Here is a 16,464-nt window from a genome sequence, read left to right on the forward strand (position 1 = left end):
GGGGAGGTCATCCCGGCGGCAGTGACTGGGATCGCTACCACCATCGCGAGCACGGCGAACGCCCCGGCGCCGACGGTGAGCCGACGGGAGGCGGGGAACTCGGGCATCGGCGGCGGCTCGGCATGGCGACCCAGTCGGCGCCACGGCACCGGTCGCTGGGCGCGGACCGCGAGCATTGCGACGCCAGCCGCGAGCGGGATCACCGCGAGGTAGAAGCGTAGGAAGCCGAAGGTCATCCCCCGCGAATAGGCGAGCGTCTGGAAGCCCAAGACCGCACCGGTGACGGCGAGTACGACAATGAGCGGGTATAGGCGGTGGCGCCGGTACCGGACCACGACGACGACGATCAGCAGGAGCGGCAAGAGCGGAGCCAGCAGCAGCATCTCGGAGGCCGAAAACACGAGTGCCTCGGCGACGGTCGTCGAACCGGACCCACCGGAGGTGGCGATGATCGCCGCGTTGCCGTACTCGGAAGTGAACTGGGCGAGCAACTCGCCGGTGATGATCCAGCTGGTGATCGCCCACACTCCGAAGGCGACGGCGCTCGGGATCAGGAGTAGTCCGGCGTCGATCACGGCGCGCTGGCGGCGGGTGCGGCGGGATCGGTCGGTGCGGCGCAGTTCGATCGAGTCCCGATGGCGCCGGAAGCTGACCACCGCGACCACCACGGCGCCGAGCACGGCGGCGGCCCCGAGGTCGTAGCGGGTCAGGAAAGCCAGGGCGAAGGCGATGGCGGCGACGATCAAATCGTGCACGTCGTCGGTATCGGCCCAGCGGATCAGCGAGCGAATGGCCCAGACGGTGAAGAACACGGCCGGGGCTTCGCTCATCCCGTTCGCGGCGTAGAGCACGATCATCGGGTTGAGGGCGAAGGCAGCGGCGACGATGGCCCAGAGTGTGCGGGGTGCGCCGCGATCGCGGCCGATGCCGGCGACCATGGCGACGCTGCCCGCCATGAACCCCGAGGACATGATCACGGCGGACAGGGCGTCGGCGGTCATCGCCGGAATCCACGGAGAGAGCGCGATCAGTGGCAATTGGACGAGGGCGGTCAGCGGGGTGAAGATGAAGCCGATTGCCGCTAGGTGCGGATCCCGGCTGAAGAGCACGCTCTGCGCGGCCTGCACCCGGGAGAGCGCATCCCCGAAGAAGAATTGCTGATCGACGGTCAGATACACGCCGGCAGCGAGGTATCCGATCCAGCAGGCGACGAAGATCGCGAACGCGACCGGGCGTACCGGGCGGGCGGGGCGGATCACCGGACCGACCCTGAGTCAGCGTCGTCGGCCGTGTCATGGCGATCGGCGTTGCTGGTGGCGAGGCCGTGGACGGTCTTCTCCCAGTACGACGGGCTGGTGATCAGCTGCCACATGCCCTTGATTGCGGCGACCGACATCATCACCCAATAGGCGGGAACGAGCAGCGCCGACCCGAACAGCTCGGGTCGGTCATCCTCTCGGATGGCGACGATGTTCATGTAGATCGCCGCACCGTTGCCGAAGATCAGCGAAATCAGCGCCAGATAGTAGAGCGGGCCGGGAAACAGTTGGGCGATTGCAGCGGGCTGGCCGGTGATCCAGATCAGTAGAATCATCCAGAACGCCATGTTCACGCAGGCGATCAGCGGGGTGCCAGCCAGTAGCAAGGTGAAGCGGTACACCTGCGTGAACCCGAGGGTCCGCCACAGCCGGACCGGGTGGCGCATGTGGACCAGCCAGGTCTGCATGTAGCCCTTGTACCAGCGGGATCGCTGACGGATCCAGTTGATGCCGTCGACGTTGGCTTCTTCCATCGTTACCGAATCAATCACGGCGGTCCGGTATCCACGGGCGGCGATGCGCACGCCGAGGTCGGCGTCTTCGGTGACGTTGTGCGGGTCCCAGGCACCGATCTCGTCGAGCAGGGTGCGGCGGAAGTGATTTGATGTGCCGCCCAGGGGGATGGGCGAGTGGCTGGCCATGATGCCGGGCAGGAGGAAGCCGAACCAGATGCCGTAGTCGGCGGTGAACCATTTGGTCAGCGTGTTGTCCGTGGCATTGTGGAAGCTCAGCTTGCCTTGGATGCACACCACGTCGTTGTCGGCGTCGATGAACGCTGCCGCGACCCGGCGCAGTTGCAGTGGATCGGGCGCGTCTTCGGCGTCGTAGATGGTGATGATGTCTCCGGTGGCGAAGCCGAGACCGTAGTTGCACGCTTTCGGCTTGGTACGCGGATCGGCGGGCGGCACCAGGACGACGGTGACCATGTCGTCGTCGTCGAGACCGTGTGCGGCCGTGATGGTGACGTCGTCGTCGGCCTCCAGGAGCAGCAGGACCTGCACCTTGTCCTTTGGATACTCGAGGGCGTGCATGTTGGCGATCAGCTCGCCGACCACCTCTGGCTCGTTGTAGGCCGGGATCAGGATCGTATAGCTGGGCAGGTCGTCGTCGGGAATCGCGCGGGCCTGTTCGTCGGGAATTTCGATGGCGCCGTTGGTCAGGCCGCGGCCGAAGAGCAGCAGGCGGTCGGCAAACGTCAGCACGTAGACGACGGTCATGATCGACGTCAGTGTGATGACGGTGGGCATCGGCCAGGCGACGGTGCATGCGACCACGATCGCCGCGAGAGTGAAACCGATGACCTGTTGGATCCGGGTGAACGCTACGGCCGCCGAGGCGTCGGGAAACCGGGTGCGAAGCCCGTCGACGGCCTCGGCGAGCATCGCGGTGCGATACCGCGGGTCGGCAAGCAGCGCGGCCACCGCGGCGTTATCAGCGGGGCGGACGGCAACCGGTGCGATGGCGTCGTTGGCCGGGTCGTTGTGCTCACTCATGCGGTACGCCGATCGCGGCAACCTGGGTGTCGATCAGTGCATTCGCGCATTCGGTGAGCAATTCGCGATCCTTGAATTGCGGATTCTGATCCTCAGTGACGGCGTTTCCGCGCAAGAGCAAGGTCAGCATGCCCTCGGCCACCTGCCAGGTTTCTCGGCGGCGGAGCAACTGGGGAAATTGGGCGGTGTTCTCGTGATTGTCGACGGAGTAGAGAGTCACCTGTTGTGTGTAGACACCGTTGTTCCACCGCCACATCAGCCGGTTGTAGGTGACGTTGCTCCGGTCGTCGACCATCGTCTGCAGGATGCCCATCACGCCACCGGCGAGCGTGATCTTGGCGGGTGAGGAGAACCGGAGGCCGCTGGCGTCGTACTGCATCGCTGGGATGTAGATGTCGAGCGTCAGGGGCGTATCGGTCTCGATCGCGTCGACGGCGACGCGTCGCGGCCGGGCATCGCGGTCGAAGCGGGGGTCGCCGACCCGCTGCTCGATGATCTGTCGGGAGCGGACCGCATGCCAACCGTTGCTGAGCGACGGCGTGACTCCGCTGCTCTCGATCTGCTGCCAGGCGGTGGGCACGATGAGCGGCGGCAGTGTGTCCAGGCCGGGGACGGTGACCCCGGCATCGGTGGTGACCTGTGGTGCGCCGATCAGATGTACCACCACCGAAACTGCCGCCAGCAGGATCATCGCCCGGGGGACCCGTGGAGCGGTGAGCGGCTGCAGCTCGCGGTGCGGGAACGGTTGCAGGCTTCCGGTGCCGCGGCGCTGCTTCACGTAGAAGATGCCGCCGGTGGTGAGAGCGCCGACGACCGCGGGAATCCACTGGTAGACCAGGACGCGGGCGTCGGGGGCGGCGGTCCACACGATCGCGAGGAGCGTGGCACCGAGGCAGGCCGCGGTCAGTCCACCGATGAGGGCGGCGCGCCGGGTACGCCCGACGGCGACGGCGGTGGCGGCCGTTGCGAGGAGCAGCATCACTGCGCCGGCGGCGAGTCGGGTGTTGCCCAAGGAGATGACGGCCACTCGATACGGCATGGGGAACAGCGAGAGGCTCAGGAGCCATACCCAGCGATAGCGCATGGCGGGCCGCAGTCCGAACACCAGCACGCAGCCGGCGAACAAGAAGAGCAGGAGTGCCAGCACGTCGACGTGCGTGACCAGGTACGCCGGCAGGTACCGCCGGTTGAGTGGCCCAGCGAACACGAGGCTGACCAGGAGCACCGCGCCGCCAACGATGAAGTCTGTTTCCCGGTCGTAGATCGGCGGTTCAGCATCGTGCCGGAGGGTCACGCCGATCGCCGCGACGAGGCACAAGATCGCCGCTGCCGGCAGGTAGGTAAGCAGCGTGTGCGCGGCCATCTCGGCGCGGATCGCCTCGAAGGTGTCGCTGAAGGCGAAGACCGTCAGTCCGAGGAGCACCGCCCAGCGCCCGGTCACCCGCAGAGGGGTGATCGGCACGCGGGTGCGGGTCGACTTCCCGGCGAGGTCGGTCGGTGGTGCCAGCGCTTCCGGTGCGGAGACGGTCATGTCGCGGAGATTCAATGCGGGGAGGTGGCTGGTCCGCGTGCGCGGCGCCGCAACGCCGCCCAGACGCCGAGACCGAGCGCGCCGATGGCGGCGACGATACCGATACCGATGCCGATCCGGCCACCGGTGCTCAGCGTATGCGCGGGCTCCGGAACAGCGGGGGAGACGAAGAAGACCGGCGGGAGGTCTTTGGACATCAGCATCGCCGAGCCGCGGAGAGCGTTCCATCGCTCGGGATCGGCGCTCAGCCAGCGGAGGGCGGAATCGAGCAGTTCCGGTGCACCGGTCGACGTGGCGACCAGTGTGGTGGCCGACCCGGACACGGCGGACGCCACTTGCAGTGAGCCGAACGGGGTCGTCGGCTCGTTGATCACTGCGGGCTGCCCGTCGACTCCGGCGACGTCGATGGCGGAAGCGTCCTGGCTGGTAACCGGGAGCGTGAGCTCGGGCAGGCCGGTGCCGTTCGCGGCGATCAGCACGGCCGGGCGGAGGCGATCAACGTCGGCCATCGCGACCAGGTCGACGCCGAGCGGTGCGACGGATAACCGTTGTAGGCCGGTCATCAACATCATGGCGCGGGATACGTCGGCCACGTCGCCCTGGGTCCAGGCCAGCTGCGTGCGCGGCATCAGCGCTTGGGGCAGCGAATCGAAGCCGGGCGGAACCGCCGAACTTACGGCGGAGCTCTCGATGAGTCCGGCCGACGAGAGGGAAAGGCTGGAGCGATAGGCGTCGCCACAGTTCATGCGGGTGTCGCCGCGTTCGACGGTCAGGGTGACCGCGGTGAAGCGATGGAGCACATCGTCGGGGATCTGGACCCAGCGGTCGAAGGTTCCCGAACCCTCGGCGGGCCAGGAGTCGAGGACGGTATCTCCAGAGCGGACCACTACCCGGCCGCCGCTACCGCTCGGCGGTGGGGTGTAGGTGCCGATCAGCTGGACCCGGACGTCGTGCACGGGGCGGCCGATCCGGGTCTGGTCGATGCCGAAGGACACGCTCGGCCAGCCGACAGTGCTGACGTACTGGTCGCCGACACCGAGGTCGGCGAGGTCGGCGACCTCGCGAGCCAGTTGCGGTGCGGGCAGCGGATTGCCGGGGATCGCTTTGCTCGCCATGGCCAGCGGCGCGATATTCGAGCTGAGGAACTCGGCTTCGTTCTCCAGTTGGTCACCGCCCAGAGTGAGATAACGTCCGCCCGGGGCCAGCGTGAGACCGCCGGGCAGGTTGCCGGCGATCACGACTTGCCGCTCCAGCGGATCGGCGGCGGGGGGCGGCGCCATGGTCGCGTCCCGCGCGAGTGCGCGGGTCTCGATCTGTGCCGGTGCGGCCGAACCGTAGTGAGCCACGATCGATGTGCCCAAGCGGACGGCGGCTGCGCCTTCGGCCGAGCTGGGATCGGAAGGAATGTAGAAGGTCACCTTGGTCAAGGCGGCGGGCAGGAAGTCGCTGACCGAGCGGGGAGCTGTGGGGGTGCCGGTGAACGTGGCTTCGGCGGAGGTGAGGCGCAGTCCGTCGAGCGGATCGAAATTGCAGTATCCGTCGGTGCGGAGATGGGTGCGCAGCGTGAGCTCGACGGAGGCGGTCGTGTCGTCGACCTGAATCCCGTTGAGTGGCAAAGTGATCGGCGCGCGACCACGCCCTTCGATCGCGGTGCGCGAGATCAGCCGATCGCCCTGGAGCACGTCGATGTCGCCGCCGGTCACATAGGCGGGCAGCGAGGCGTCGCCGATGATCGAGACCGGGGTGGTGCCTGCGGGTACGGCGAGGACGAGAGGAAGGTCGGTGTTCTGGCCGGGTAGCGTCAGCGTGCGAGTGGCGCCCACCTGAGCAAGATTCAGCCGGAATCCGCCGGTGTCCTGGCTGGTCGCCAGCGGTCCTTCCGCGGCGGGCGCGGCTGAGCTCACCGCTGGTGCGAGGCAGGCGGTGGTGATGGCGAGCGCGGCGGCTAGGGCGGCAAACCTTCGAGGCATAGAGACAACATAGTCCCCGCTACCGGATGTGCATCAGGCCATCACGGAGGAGCGCCTCGTCGGCACATAGGATGGCCTCGTGGGCAACTATCTGGTGACAGGGTCGGCTTCTGGTATGGGTGCGCAAGTAGTTGCGCGGCTGCGCGAGGCGGGCCATCGGGTGATCGGTGTCGACCGCGTCGACGCGGACGTGGTGGCCGATCTGTCGATCCCAGCGGGTAGGCAGCTCGCTATCGACGAGGTGTTGAGCCGGTGCGATGAGCGCCTCGACGGTGCGGTCCTGGCTGCTGGCCTCGGGCCTAAGCGCGGTGCCGAGCGAACCATCGTCGAGGTCAACGTGCTCGGGGTGACCGAACTGCTGTCCGGTCTGCGGCCCGCGCTGGCTGCCGCCAACAAAGCCAAAGTGGTGGTGATCGGCTCCAACTCGACCACCTCCACCCCGTTCGTGCCCGGCCGCGCAGTGCGCCTACTCAAGCGCGGCGACACTGCGGGGGCGGCGCGGATCATCACCCGGCGCGGACCGCTGGCCCCGCCGGTCGCCTATGCGGCGTCCAAGTTGGCGGTGAGCCACTGGTGCCGTGAACGCGCCGTGACTGCCCAATGGGCGGGTGCGGGAATCCGGCTCAATCTGCTGGCCCCGGGTCCGGTGCTGACCCCACTGTTGCGTGCGCAGCTGGCGAGTCCTACCGGTAAACAAGTGCGCAGCTTCCCGGTTCCGGCACGCGAGTATGGCACCGTCGAGCAGATCGCCGACTGGACGATGATGCTGCTCTCGCCGTCCGCCGACTTCATGGTCGGCTCGGTGGTCACCGTCGATGGTGGCACCGAGGCGCTGGTACGCCCCAATGGCTGGCCTGCCCGGCTGCCGCTGCGCAGTCTGCCTCACCTGCTGTGGGCGATGAAAAAGGCGCCGAGCCGCGGCCAGGTGGCCGACTACTCGGCATTGCCGGACTGAGTGCTCGGCGCGCTCAAGGTTCGGAGCGGGCGAGTGCGGCCCGCACCTGCGGATCGGTCTCCAAGGCGTGCCGCATACTCCAATCCAGTTCGCTCAGGTCGAGGCCGGACATTTGGTGGCCGATAAGCAGGAGCATCGCATTGGCGGCCAGGCGGTCGGCATGCGCGTGGTCGACCCCGAGATCGCGTGTGTACCGGGCGACGGCCTCGCGGCGGATCAAGTCGATCTGTTCGAGCGCGTAGCGCACCCGGTCGTCGCCGGCCGCCCAGATACGGATGGCCGCCTCCGATTGGTGTGGCAGGGCCAACGCCACCGACACGAGCGCATCGACGCGTTCCTGGGCGTTCGGTTGCGCGTCGAGCCAGGTCACCAGTTGGTCGGTGGCCGCCGCGCGCCAGTGTTCGATCAGGGCGACCTCAAACTCCTTCCAGCTTGTGAACGAGTGATAGAAGGCGCCGGTGGTCAACCCGGTCTCCGCGCAGATCGCGGCCTGTTTGAATCTGGCGTAGCCGTCGCGCCCGAGCACCCGTAGCCCGGCTTCCAGGAATCGGTCGCGGAGCGGGGAGGCCACTGGTGTCGACGAACGGGTCATGCCGCCGATTCTGCCATGTCGGCGCGGCCCCTTGCCATGGCGCATAAGTCAACTTATCCTGGGCCCGGACGCACATGAAGGAGAGGCGCACCGAATGTTTCGCTGGGACCGTAATCGGGGACTCGACCCGCAGACCGACTTCGAGCAGATCTACCGCAATCTCGCGACCTACGACTTTCCGTGGGACTTTAATCAGTCACTCAGCTTCGCCCTGTTCCGCACCTACGCGGTACCGAGTGTCGGTGCGCTGCTTGATGATTCGGGCGGATTCGATGACACCCAGAAGCGGTACGACGACACGGTGCTTCTTCTCGAGCAGCCGCTTGTCGGCGGTTTTGCCGACGGCGACGCGAAGGCAGCCATCCGGCGCATCAACCAGATGCATCGCGCTTACGACATCTCCAACGACGACATGCGCTACGTGCTGGCAACCTTCGTGGTGGTGCCCAAGCGCTGGATCGACGACTACGGCTGGCGCGCGATGACGTACGACGAGGTGGTCGCGTCGGTGCACTACTACCGCACGCTCGGCAGGCACATGAACATCAAAGACATCCCGGAGACCTACGAGGAGTTCGCCGCATTTATGGACGACTACGAGGCGGAGCACTTCTCCTACGACGCAGGTGGGCGTCGTGTCGCCGACACCACGCTGGAATTGCTATCCAGCTTCTACCCGCGGTTCGCCCGCCCCGGCGTGCGCTGGTTCTCGCGCTCGCTCATGGATCCGCCATTGATCGCGGCGCTCGGGTACAAGGAGCCGTCCAACCTCGCCCGCAGCGTCGGCCGCGCCGCGATGGCCACCCGCGCGGGATTCGTCCGGATGCTGCCACCGCGCCTGCGCGCCAAGCGATTTGAGCGCAGCTCTCGGATGAAGACCTACCGCAAGGGTGCGGTCGTGGTTGAGCAGCTCGGCACCTTCCCGGGGGGTTGCCCGGTGTCCCGCGCCAACTCCGACGATGGTGACCGCACCGCTCCGGCGGTGGCGCGATGACCGGCATCGCAGCTCTGCAGGCCGGCCTCGACGCCGCTGAAGCGCTCAGTATCTTTGACGCCCTCGAACCGGTCGACGTTGCGCAAATGTATGGCCGCTGGCACGGCAGCGAGGTCCCCACTTGCCACCCGATGGATGGACTACTGGACGTATCCGGTTGGTACGGAAAAGAATTCGCCGATGCCGACCACGTGCATCCGCTGCTCTTCGGCACGCCTGGTGATCTCTATCCGGTGAATCCGAAGCTGATACCGCTTGGGTCGTTGAACAAGCTCGGCGACCGCGTTCCCCGGTGGCTGCCGCCGGGCGGTCAGGCCGGATTCCGGCTCCTACGGACCCGCCGCCACCGCGCCAGGCTCCGCGAAATCTCCTACCGGGAGAAGGTGAGCGCCGCGATGGTCTACGACGGCCTCCCGATCATCGACCACTTCCGCCGGATCGACGACGACACGCTCCTCGGCGCGATGGACCAGCGCGGCGCAGATCGCCCGTACTTCTTTCTGCTGCAACGTGATTGAGGTGCGTTAGCCGCTCAGCCGAGTTCGACGGGCCGAGCGGTGTTGCTCCACTGCGAGTACGACCCCGGATACAGTGCCGCACCGTCGAACCCGGCGATCTGCAGCGCCGCGATCTCGTGTGCCGCGGTCACCCCCGAGCCGCAGTAGACGATCACGTCACGGTCCGCGCCGAGACCGGTGAACCGTTCGCGCAACACGTCCGCGGGCTGGAAGCTGCCGGTTACGGTGAGGTTCTCGCCGGTAGGCGCGCTCACCGCGCCCGGGATGTGTCCGGCGCGTGGATCGATCGGCTCGGTTTCTCCGCGGTAGCGTTCGCCGGCGCGGGCATCGAGCAGCAGTGCAGTGGTATCGGCGACGTCGTCGATCGTCGCCGTCGGCATACCGCCGCCCGACAAGACGACGTTGCCCCCGCGCGGTTCGGTGCTGCCGCGGGACAAACGAAGCCCGGCCTGTCGCCACACCTCGAGACCACCGTCGAGGATGCGGACGTCGGTGAGCCCGCCCCACCGCAGTAGCCACCAGGCGCGGGCCGCCGACATTCCGCCGCAGTCGTCGTAGACCACTACGGGGACGTCGTCGTCGATACCCCAGCGTCTCGCGGCGGCCTGTAACTCGGTCAGATCCGGGAGCGGGTGACGGCCAGCCGCGATGCTGGGCGGCCCGGCGAGCTCGCCGTCGAGATCGACGTAGACCGCGCCGGGGAGGTGGCCGTCGCGGTACTTCTTGTGGCCGTCGGTGTCGCCGAGTTGCCAGCGGACATCGAGCACGACCGGTGGTCGGGACGACTCCAACATGGCGTGCACGAGGGGGTCAACGGTGATCAGCACCGAGTTTCGCGAGTCAGACACGTTATTGATTCTAGTGACGAGCTACGACCGGGCGGGGTCGAAGCGACCCAGCAGCGGGAGCCCGAAGGCGAGTGACAGCCACGTCCACTGGCCGGCCGCCGGGCCGAAGGTGAGGGCGATCGGGATCGAGATGCCGAAGACCACAGGCGGGAGCCAGGCTGCCGCCAGCTCGACGGCGCGGGCGCGGCCAGTCAGGGGGTCGCGCACCAGTCCGCGCAGCCGGCCGACTTCTCCGAAAGCGATCTGGGCGAGTGAGGCCAGCGCGATATTCAGGGCATACAGTGCGGTGGGCAGGGCGAAGTCGTTCGACGATGGATCGCTGATGCCCTGCGTGGTGAAGGGGATCAGCATGACGAGCGCGACCGCCAGGAGATTCGCGGTGATGGTGGGACCGTCGAGGCCCGTCATCGACCGCTGGAGCGCGACGTTCGACCGCCAGAACAGGACAATTACCGCGAAGCTCAACGCGAAGCCGAACAACTGCGATCCGATTCCCGAATCGAGGAGCGCATCCACGCTCTGCCAGGCATCGCCGGGCGGCGCATCGAGATTCGCAATCAGCAGGGTGGCGGAGAACCCGTAGATGGCGTCGAAGAACGAGATGCCGCGGCCGAACTCATTGCTGTCGGCGGCGAGGTATGTCCGTCGTGTCCCCGGCGGTCGTATCCCCGGTGGTCGTGTCCCTGGTGGCACTGCGGACTCGCTCATGCAGGCGAGGATGCCACTCGGCGCAGTGCGGCGCACAGCAATCCGATGACGAGCACTCCGAGCCGTCGCGCGATACCGTCTGGCCATGATCGGAATGGTGTGATGACCGGACTCGGCCGGTGACAGGATTGGCCGACTCTGTCGTCCGGATCGGGCCAGCCTTGGCGGTCGCGTTGGTGCTGCTGTCGATGCTCGCGATCGGGCTCAACTATCTCGGCCGGACCGGACACGCCGTCGACGCGGCGGTCTCTATTCTCCGCGCGGCCGGGCAACTCGCCGTCCTCGCGGCGGTGCTCGCTCTGGTGATCGCCTCGCTGTGGGCATCGGCCGCATTTGTGCTGTTGATGTCCGGTGTGGCGGCTTGGACGTCGGCCGGCCGGATGCTGCCCGAGCGGAACTGGGCGAGCGCCGGTTGGCGGGTGCATGCGACGAATGCGGCGCGCTGTCTGCTGCCGGTGGCGGCGCCCACGGCGGTCGTTGTGATCGCGTTGGTGCTGTCCGGGGTGCTTCCGCCCACCGGGCTGGCGGTGATTCCCACCGCGGGCATCATGCTCGGCGGGGCGATGAACACCACCTCGTTGGCCGGGCGGTACGCCTACCAGGCGTTGCGGGATCGTCACGGAGAGGTCGAGGCAGCCCTGTCGCTGGGGCTGAGTGACTCCGAAGCGAGGGAGATGATTGTGCGCCCGGCTGCCGCCAGTGCACTGATCCCGGGTTTGGATCAGACCAAATCGGTTGGCCTGGTCACCATTCCGGGGGCCTTTGTTGGCATGGTGCTCGGCGGCGCATCGGTGGCCGCCGCAGCGGTCATGCAGCTCTTTGTGCTGATCGCGTTATTGGGGGTCAGTTCCGTTGCGCTGGTGGTGACCGCGGCCATGGTCTCGCGCCACGCGCGGTAATAGATCCTGACCGGCCGGAACTGGTCGCGTCGGGGGACTCGTCGTCGCCGTGCAGGACTGCGGTACGACGCAGCCGCAGCGACAGCCGTGGTGTGGGCGCTACTCCCGTGGGGCGCGAGGCTATTGGTCGAGGCTGCGCAGCAGGGTGCGGGTGTGGGCGCGCACTTCGGCGTCGCGGTCGAAGAGGATGCCGACAAACTCGTCGACTCCCGCGTCGGCAATCTGGCGAATCCCCGCAGTGACTTCTTCCGCGCTGCCGATAATGGCGGCGTCGTGCGCGTGCTCGTAGCCTTCGCGATCGAGCATGGCGCGGTACGAGGGCAGGTGGTCGTACATGGCGAACTGTTCGGCCGCGACGGCCTTCGCGCCGGCCACGTCGTCGGTGACGCTCACCGGGAGCATGGCCACAGTGCGCACTTCGTCGGGGGCGCGGCCGGCCTCGATCGCGGCGGCGCGCAGGGTCGGCACAATGTGGTCGCGCAAGGTTTGCGGGCCAGTCATCCAGGTGACCGTGCCCGACGTACGACGACCCGCCACGCCCAGCATTTTGGGGCCCAACGCGGCGAGGTAGACCGGCGGTGCGGGAATGTCGGTCATCGTGAGTTTGCCGCGCGTGGTGATCAAATCTCCTGGGGCAGAGACCTTCTCGTCATTGAGCAACGGGAGTAGGCCGTCGAGAAACTCGCTGGTGCGCTTTGCCGGATGCTTGTAGGAGACGCCCCACATGCCCTCGGTGACCACCTGGTGACTGAGGCCGAGGCCGAGGTTCAGCCGACCGCGGATAATCGCGTTGGTGGTCAGTGCGCGTTGCGCCAGCAGCATCGGATGCTGGTTCTGCATCGGGAGCACGGAGGTGCCGAACTCGATGTCGGGAACCTCGTGACCGGCGACGGCAATCACCGACAGCAGGTCGGGTTCATTGGGCATTTGCGTCGACCAGACGCGACGGAAGCCCTCATTGTGTAGAGCGTGGAGATTCTCGATGGCGCGGTCGATGGACACCGACCGCGCGTTGATCGTCCAGACGACGCTGACCTGCATGGAAATCCTCCGCGGTGAAGACTCGTACTCTGCCTGTTCTAGCTCTGCTTGGGACCCTACGCTGAAGCTATGGACCTTGTAGTGAGCCCGGCACATCAGCACCTACGCGATCGGGTGCGCCGATTGACTGGCTTCGATCTACTGCCGCGCGATCAGGTGGCGGCGCAATTCCTAGCCGGGCAGACTGCCGGAGATCCGGTGGCCGAGCGGTTTGTTGCGCAGACCTATCACGGTGACATGGGTGCCGAGCGGGCTCGCGAACTGCTCGACGAGGCGCTGCGCGTCGGGGTCGACCAAGTGCCGGAGGCGCCGGAGTCGATGCGCACGCTGTTTGCCGAGTTCGAGACGATTCCGGACTGGGTGGATCCGGAGCTGATCGAGCGCGGCGCCGCCGTGTGGCGCCGGTGGGGCTACAGCTTGGGCGCCGTCGGCAACGCCGGGACCATGGACACCTACACTGAAGGCTCGCTGGCGGTGCCGCTGTCGCTGTCCGGCGGCTACGCCGGTGCCAGCGCGCTGCACCGGTATCTGGAGACCAGCCGGTGGTGGCTGGAGGTGTGCCAGCCGGGCGCGGTGCTGACCCCGGGATCGAGGGCCCGGGAGGTGTCGCTGAAGGTGCGCGTCATGCACGTCTCGGTGCGGGCGCGGGTCGCCGAACACCCGGAGTGGGACGCGCAGGCGCACGGCCTGCCGATCAGCCAGAGCGAAATGATGCTGACGCTGCTGGGCGGCAGCGTGGGCCCTGGGCTCGGGCTGTACGCGTTGGGCTTCCTCACCTCGCCTGCCGAGATCCGCGCGGTTCTGCACTTCAATCGCTACCTGGGGCATCTGGTCGGCTGCCGCGTCGACGAGATGTATCCGGCGACGGTGGCCGACGGGGTGCGGCTTCTCTACTACTTCGACGCCACCCGCAAATACGACTCCGGCGCGCTCGGCCCGGAACTGGTGGAGGGCTTTGTTCCGTCCTTCGAGCCGGGACCGCAGGTGCATGGCTTGGCGCGGCTGCGCGCCAGGTTTCACCTGCACCTGCAGGCCGGCTATACAAGGCTGTTCATGTTGCCGTGGAACCGTCGCCGCTACCGGCTGCCCAGCGGGATCCCCGGGTTGCTGGTTCTCCTCGGCCGGGCCCCGCTGGTCGCGGCGGTGGAACTGGCGCGCCGGGTCTCGCCCGGGGTCGACCGTTGGCAGCAGGCGTCGTCAATGCGCCGGTGGCGCCGGTGGCACGCCTGGCACCTCGGCCAGCGGGAGGAGCGGTTTGACGCGGGCCAGCAGTTGCGCCGCTGACCTGGTGAGATGGGTCGATCAGTCGTCGCCCACCGCGGCGCTCGTCGCCCACCTGGTCCGGGATTCCTCGGTGCCGCCGGTGACCGGCGCCGAGATGGCCGACGTCGACGATGTCGCGCTTGTCGGGAACGTCGTGTTGGACCAGCCGCTGTCATTTCCATCGATACAGATTCTGCGCATCAACCTGGTCAATTCACGCGGCGATCGCGGTTGATGAGGCACCATTGGACCCGAACAGAATTGAGGTGTCGATATGTCCGAACCCCTGCCGTACGGGCCCGTGGAATTGATAGTGGTATCCCTGGCGAACAGTGAGCCCACGCCCGCTGTGATCGAGGCGCTGGTGGAGCAGGTACAGGCTGGTTCGATCCGAGTGCTCGACTTTGTGGTCGTCTCGCGGGGCGCCGCCGGTGAAGTCACGGCGACCGAGATGGAACTCGACGCGCTGGGCCACGACGTACTGGACCTCGCGATCCCGGGTTTGACTGGCGAGGAGGATATTGCGCTGCTGGCCGAGACCTTGGCGAACGGCGAGACCGCGGCGATCGTCGCGCTGGAGCTCCTGTGGGCGCGTACGCTTGCCTCGCGGCTGGCCGCCGAGGGTAGTGAAGTTGTTGCCGCAGAACGTATTCCGGCCGTCGTGGTCAACGAGATCGCGGCGCTCGAAAGCTAACGGTCAAAAATTAGGGAGAGGAATCACAATGCGACGAGGTGGACGACCCGGACTGATCGGACTCGCAGCGCGCACGGCCGTGGTGGCTGGCACCGCGAATGCCGTGGGCAACCGGTCGGCGAACAGACGTGCCGAGGCGCAGCAGGCGCAGGCGTATCAGCAGCAACAGGCATTTCAGCAGCAGCAGGCGTACCAGCAGCAGGCCGCCCCGCCCGCACCGGCCGCGCCTCCGGCCGGCGGCTCAGACATGATCGCCGAGCTGACCAAGCTCGCCGACCTGCACACCCAGGGCCTGCTCAACGACCAGGAGTTCGCGGCGGCCAAAGCGCAACTGCTCGGCACCTAGCGCCGCGCGATCTCGGTAAGCGAACGCCGCCGAGTCCGCGAGGTGTGGACGGTGCGGTTTGTCCACAGTCGCCTCGCCGGTACTGCCGGTGCGGTGCTTGGATGGGCACACTCGGAGCATGGGGGAGTCCGAAGGTTCAGTGGGGGCGACGGCGGCGCGGAAAGCGCGCGAGACCGAACACGCCGAGCGACGGCTCGGCGAGCAGCTTTCCGCGCAGCACGGGGTGATCACGCGCAGTCAGGTCCTCGAGTGTGGATTCGTCGCCCAGGATGTGCGCAGGCTGCTGCGCAGCACGCTGACCAAGGTCTGCCCGGGTGTCTACGTGAATCACAATGGCCCGCTCAGCTGGTATCAGCGTGCCTGGACGGCAGTGTTGGCGGCATATCCGGCGGCACTGAGCCATCGCAGCGCGGTGGAGCCCGGCCACGGCGGTGCAATCCACATCGTGGTCGCGCGTCACCGGAGCATCGGTCGTCGCGCGGGTGTCGTGGTGCACTACGGTTCCCACTTGGCCGAGCGGGTGCGGTGGGCGGGCAGTCCGCCGCGGGTCCGAGCCGAGCATGCCGCGCTCGATACGGCGCGCGATGCCGCGACCGACAGCGACGCGGTGGCCGCGCTGTGTGGCGTACTGAACGATCATCGCACCACGGCTGACCGAACACTCACCGCGCTGCAGTCCCGGCCGCGGATTCGGCGGCACGGCATGATCGAAGCCGTGCTCACCGACTTCCGTGACGGGGCGTGCTCACTGCTGGAGAGTCGCTACCTGCACGACGTCGAGCGGGCACACGGACTTCCCGTCCCCGCGCGGCAGGCGCCAACACGCGTGGGGCGCAAAGGGTTTCGCGACATCGACTACGACGACTGGGGAGTTGTCGTCGAACTCGACGGGCGGTATGGGCACGAGGATCCTGTCTCGCGGGCCCGTGACTTGGAACGCGACCTCGACGCCGCGGTCAGCGCGCACAAAGTAACTCTGCGCCTCGGCGCGGTGCAGGTCTTCGATCGGCCGTGCAGCACGGCGCGGAAGGTGGGCGCACTGCTCGCTCAGCGCGGCTGGCCGGGGACGCCAACCAGGTGCCCCGCCTGTGCGCCCGCCACACAGTCAACGCCGTAGTTAACGCCGCCGTCAGGTGCCATCTGCTGGCACCTGACCGCGGCGTTAAGAATCCGTTCCCTGCGGAGGGACCCGCTCCCTGCGGAGGGACCCGCTCCCTGAGCCTGTCGAAGGGTCGACCCGCTTGCTGGGTGGTTCGCGGGCGACGGCGTCGGGGATGGGGATCTCGCCGTCAG

General features: G+C 67.5%; 17 protein-coding genes. 9 read left to right on the forward strand and 8 right to left on the reverse strand.

Features of this window, described 5'->3' with window-relative positions; all coding sequences use genetic code 11:
• From WAW85_RS04875 to WAW85_RS04890, 4 genes are all read right to left on the reverse strand, one after another.
• A partial coding sequence (locus WAW85_RS04875) for an ABC transporter (protein ID WP_422558517.1) occupies window positions 1-1,259 on the reverse strand: 1,259 nt, incomplete at its 3' end.
• Window positions 1,256-2,812 carry a glycosyltransferase family 2 protein gene (locus WAW85_RS04880; protein WP_422558518.1) on the reverse strand — a complete coding sequence of 519 codons (1,557 nt, stop codon included), beginning with the start codon at window positions 2,810-2,812 and terminating at the stop codon, window positions 1,256-1,258. The genes WAW85_RS04880 and WAW85_RS04875, both read right to left, overlap by 4 nt.
• Entirely contained in the window at window positions 2,805-4,343 is a 1,539-nt protein-coding gene (locus WAW85_RS04885; protein ID WP_422558519.1) for a hypothetical protein, read from the reverse strand. The genes WAW85_RS04880 and WAW85_RS04885 overlap by 8 nt, the downstream gene beginning before the upstream one ends.
• Before the next feature lie 11 nt (window positions 4,344-4,354).
• Window positions 4,355-6,313, reverse strand: coding sequence for a hypothetical protein (locus WAW85_RS04890; protein ID WP_422558520.1), 1,959 nt, complete (start codon window positions 6,311-6,313; stop codon window positions 4,355-4,357).
• A gap of 79 nt (window positions 6,314-6,392) precedes the next feature.
• On the opposite strand from WAW85_RS04890, the gene WAW85_RS04895 reads away from it, so the two are divergent.
• The gene (locus WAW85_RS04895; protein ID WP_422558521.1) at window positions 6,393-7,268 is read left to right on the forward strand and encodes an SDR family oxidoreductase; all 876 of its coding nucleotides are present in this window, start codon (window positions 6,393-6,395) and stop codon (window positions 7,266-7,268) included.
• Window positions 7,269-7,281: 13 nt separating this feature from the next.
• On the opposite strand, the gene WAW85_RS04900 is transcribed toward WAW85_RS04895, so the two are convergent.
• Window positions 7,282-7,860 (reverse strand): TetR/AcrR family transcriptional regulator, encoded by a 579-nt coding sequence (locus tag WAW85_RS04900; protein WP_422558522.1) that lies wholly within the window; start codon window positions 7,858-7,860, stop codon window positions 7,282-7,284.
• A 94-nt stretch (window positions 7,861-7,954) separates the two neighbouring features.
• On the opposite strand from WAW85_RS04900, the gene WAW85_RS04905 reads away from it, so the two are divergent.
• Both WAW85_RS04905 and WAW85_RS04910 read left to right on the forward strand, forming a co-directional pair.
• The gene (locus WAW85_RS04905) at window positions 7,955-8,854 is read left to right on the forward strand and encodes an oxygenase MpaB family protein (RefSeq protein ID WP_422558523.1); all 900 of its coding nucleotides are present in this window, start codon (window positions 7,955-7,957) and stop codon (window positions 8,852-8,854) included.
• Window positions 8,851-9,372: a DUF4334 domain-containing protein gene (locus WAW85_RS04910; protein WP_422558524.1), complete on the forward strand. Its 522-nt coding sequence runs from the start codon at window positions 8,851-8,853 to the stop codon at window positions 9,370-9,372. Before WAW85_RS04905 ends, WAW85_RS04910 begins: the two co-directional genes overlap by 4 nt.
• 14 nt (window positions 9,373-9,386) lie before the next feature.
• On the opposite strand, the gene WAW85_RS04915 is transcribed toward WAW85_RS04910, so the two are convergent.
• Together WAW85_RS04915 and WAW85_RS04920 are read right to left on the reverse strand one after the other, a co-directional pair.
• Window positions 9,387-10,166, reverse strand: a complete 780-nt coding sequence (locus WAW85_RS04915; RefSeq protein WP_422558533.1) for a sulfurtransferase — start codon at window positions 10,164-10,166, stop codon at window positions 9,387-9,389.
• A 75-nt stretch (window positions 10,167-10,241) separates the two neighbouring features.
• Window positions 10,242-10,928 carry a TMEM175 family protein gene (locus tag WAW85_RS04920; RefSeq protein ID WP_422558525.1) on the reverse strand — a complete coding sequence of 229 codons (687 nt, stop codon included), beginning with the start codon at window positions 10,926-10,928 and terminating at the stop codon, window positions 10,242-10,244.
• Window positions 10,929-11,047: 119 nt separating this feature from the next.
• Between WAW85_RS04920 and WAW85_RS04925 the strand changes: the two genes are divergently transcribed.
• Window positions 11,048-11,827, forward strand: coding sequence for an ABC transporter permease (locus WAW85_RS04925; RefSeq protein WP_422558526.1), 780 nt, complete (start codon window positions 11,048-11,050; stop codon window positions 11,825-11,827).
• A 120-nt stretch (window positions 11,828-11,947) separates the two neighbouring features.
• On the opposite strand, the gene WAW85_RS04930 is transcribed toward WAW85_RS04925, so the two are convergent.
• The gene (locus tag WAW85_RS04930; protein ID WP_422558527.1) at window positions 11,948-12,868 is read right to left on the reverse strand and encodes a TIGR03564 family F420-dependent LLM class oxidoreductase; all 921 of its coding nucleotides are present in this window, start codon (window positions 12,866-12,868) and stop codon (window positions 11,948-11,950) included.
• A 69-nt stretch (window positions 12,869-12,937) separates the two neighbouring features.
• Here WAW85_RS04930 and WAW85_RS04935 point away from each other — a divergent pair, with 69 nt between their 5' ends.
• From WAW85_RS04935 to WAW85_RS04955, 5 genes are all read left to right on the forward strand, one after another.
• Window positions 12,938-14,152 (forward strand): oxygenase MpaB family protein, encoded by a 1,215-nt coding sequence (locus WAW85_RS04935; RefSeq protein WP_422558528.1) that lies wholly within the window; start codon window positions 12,938-12,940, stop codon window positions 14,150-14,152.
• A gap of 4 nt (window positions 14,153-14,156) precedes the next feature.
• Window positions 14,157-14,366 carry a hypothetical protein gene (locus WAW85_RS04940; protein WP_422558529.1) on the forward strand — a complete coding sequence of 70 codons (210 nt, stop codon included), beginning with the start codon at window positions 14,157-14,159 and terminating at the stop codon, window positions 14,364-14,366.
• Window positions 14,367-14,405: 39 nt separating this feature from the next.
• Window positions 14,406-14,825, forward strand: a complete 420-nt coding sequence (locus WAW85_RS04945; protein ID WP_422558530.1) for a DUF6325 family protein — start codon at window positions 14,406-14,408, stop codon at window positions 14,823-14,825.
• Window positions 14,826-14,853: 28 nt separating this feature from the next.
• Window positions 14,854-15,171 (forward strand): SHOCT domain-containing protein, encoded by a 318-nt coding sequence (locus WAW85_RS04950; protein WP_422558531.1) that lies wholly within the window; start codon window positions 14,854-14,856, stop codon window positions 15,169-15,171.
• 118 nt (window positions 15,172-15,289) lie between these two features.
• Window positions 15,290-16,288, forward strand: coding sequence for a hypothetical protein (locus tag WAW85_RS04955; RefSeq protein ID WP_422558532.1), 999 nt, complete (start codon window positions 15,290-15,292; stop codon window positions 16,286-16,288).
• The last annotated feature ends 176 nt before the right edge of the window (window positions 16,289-16,464 follow it).

It is taken from the genome of Gordonia sp. (in: high G+C Gram-positive bacteria) (genome assembly GCF_049299075.1).
GTDB lineage: Bacteria > Actinomycetota > Actinomycetes > Mycobacteriales > Mycobacteriaceae > Gordonia.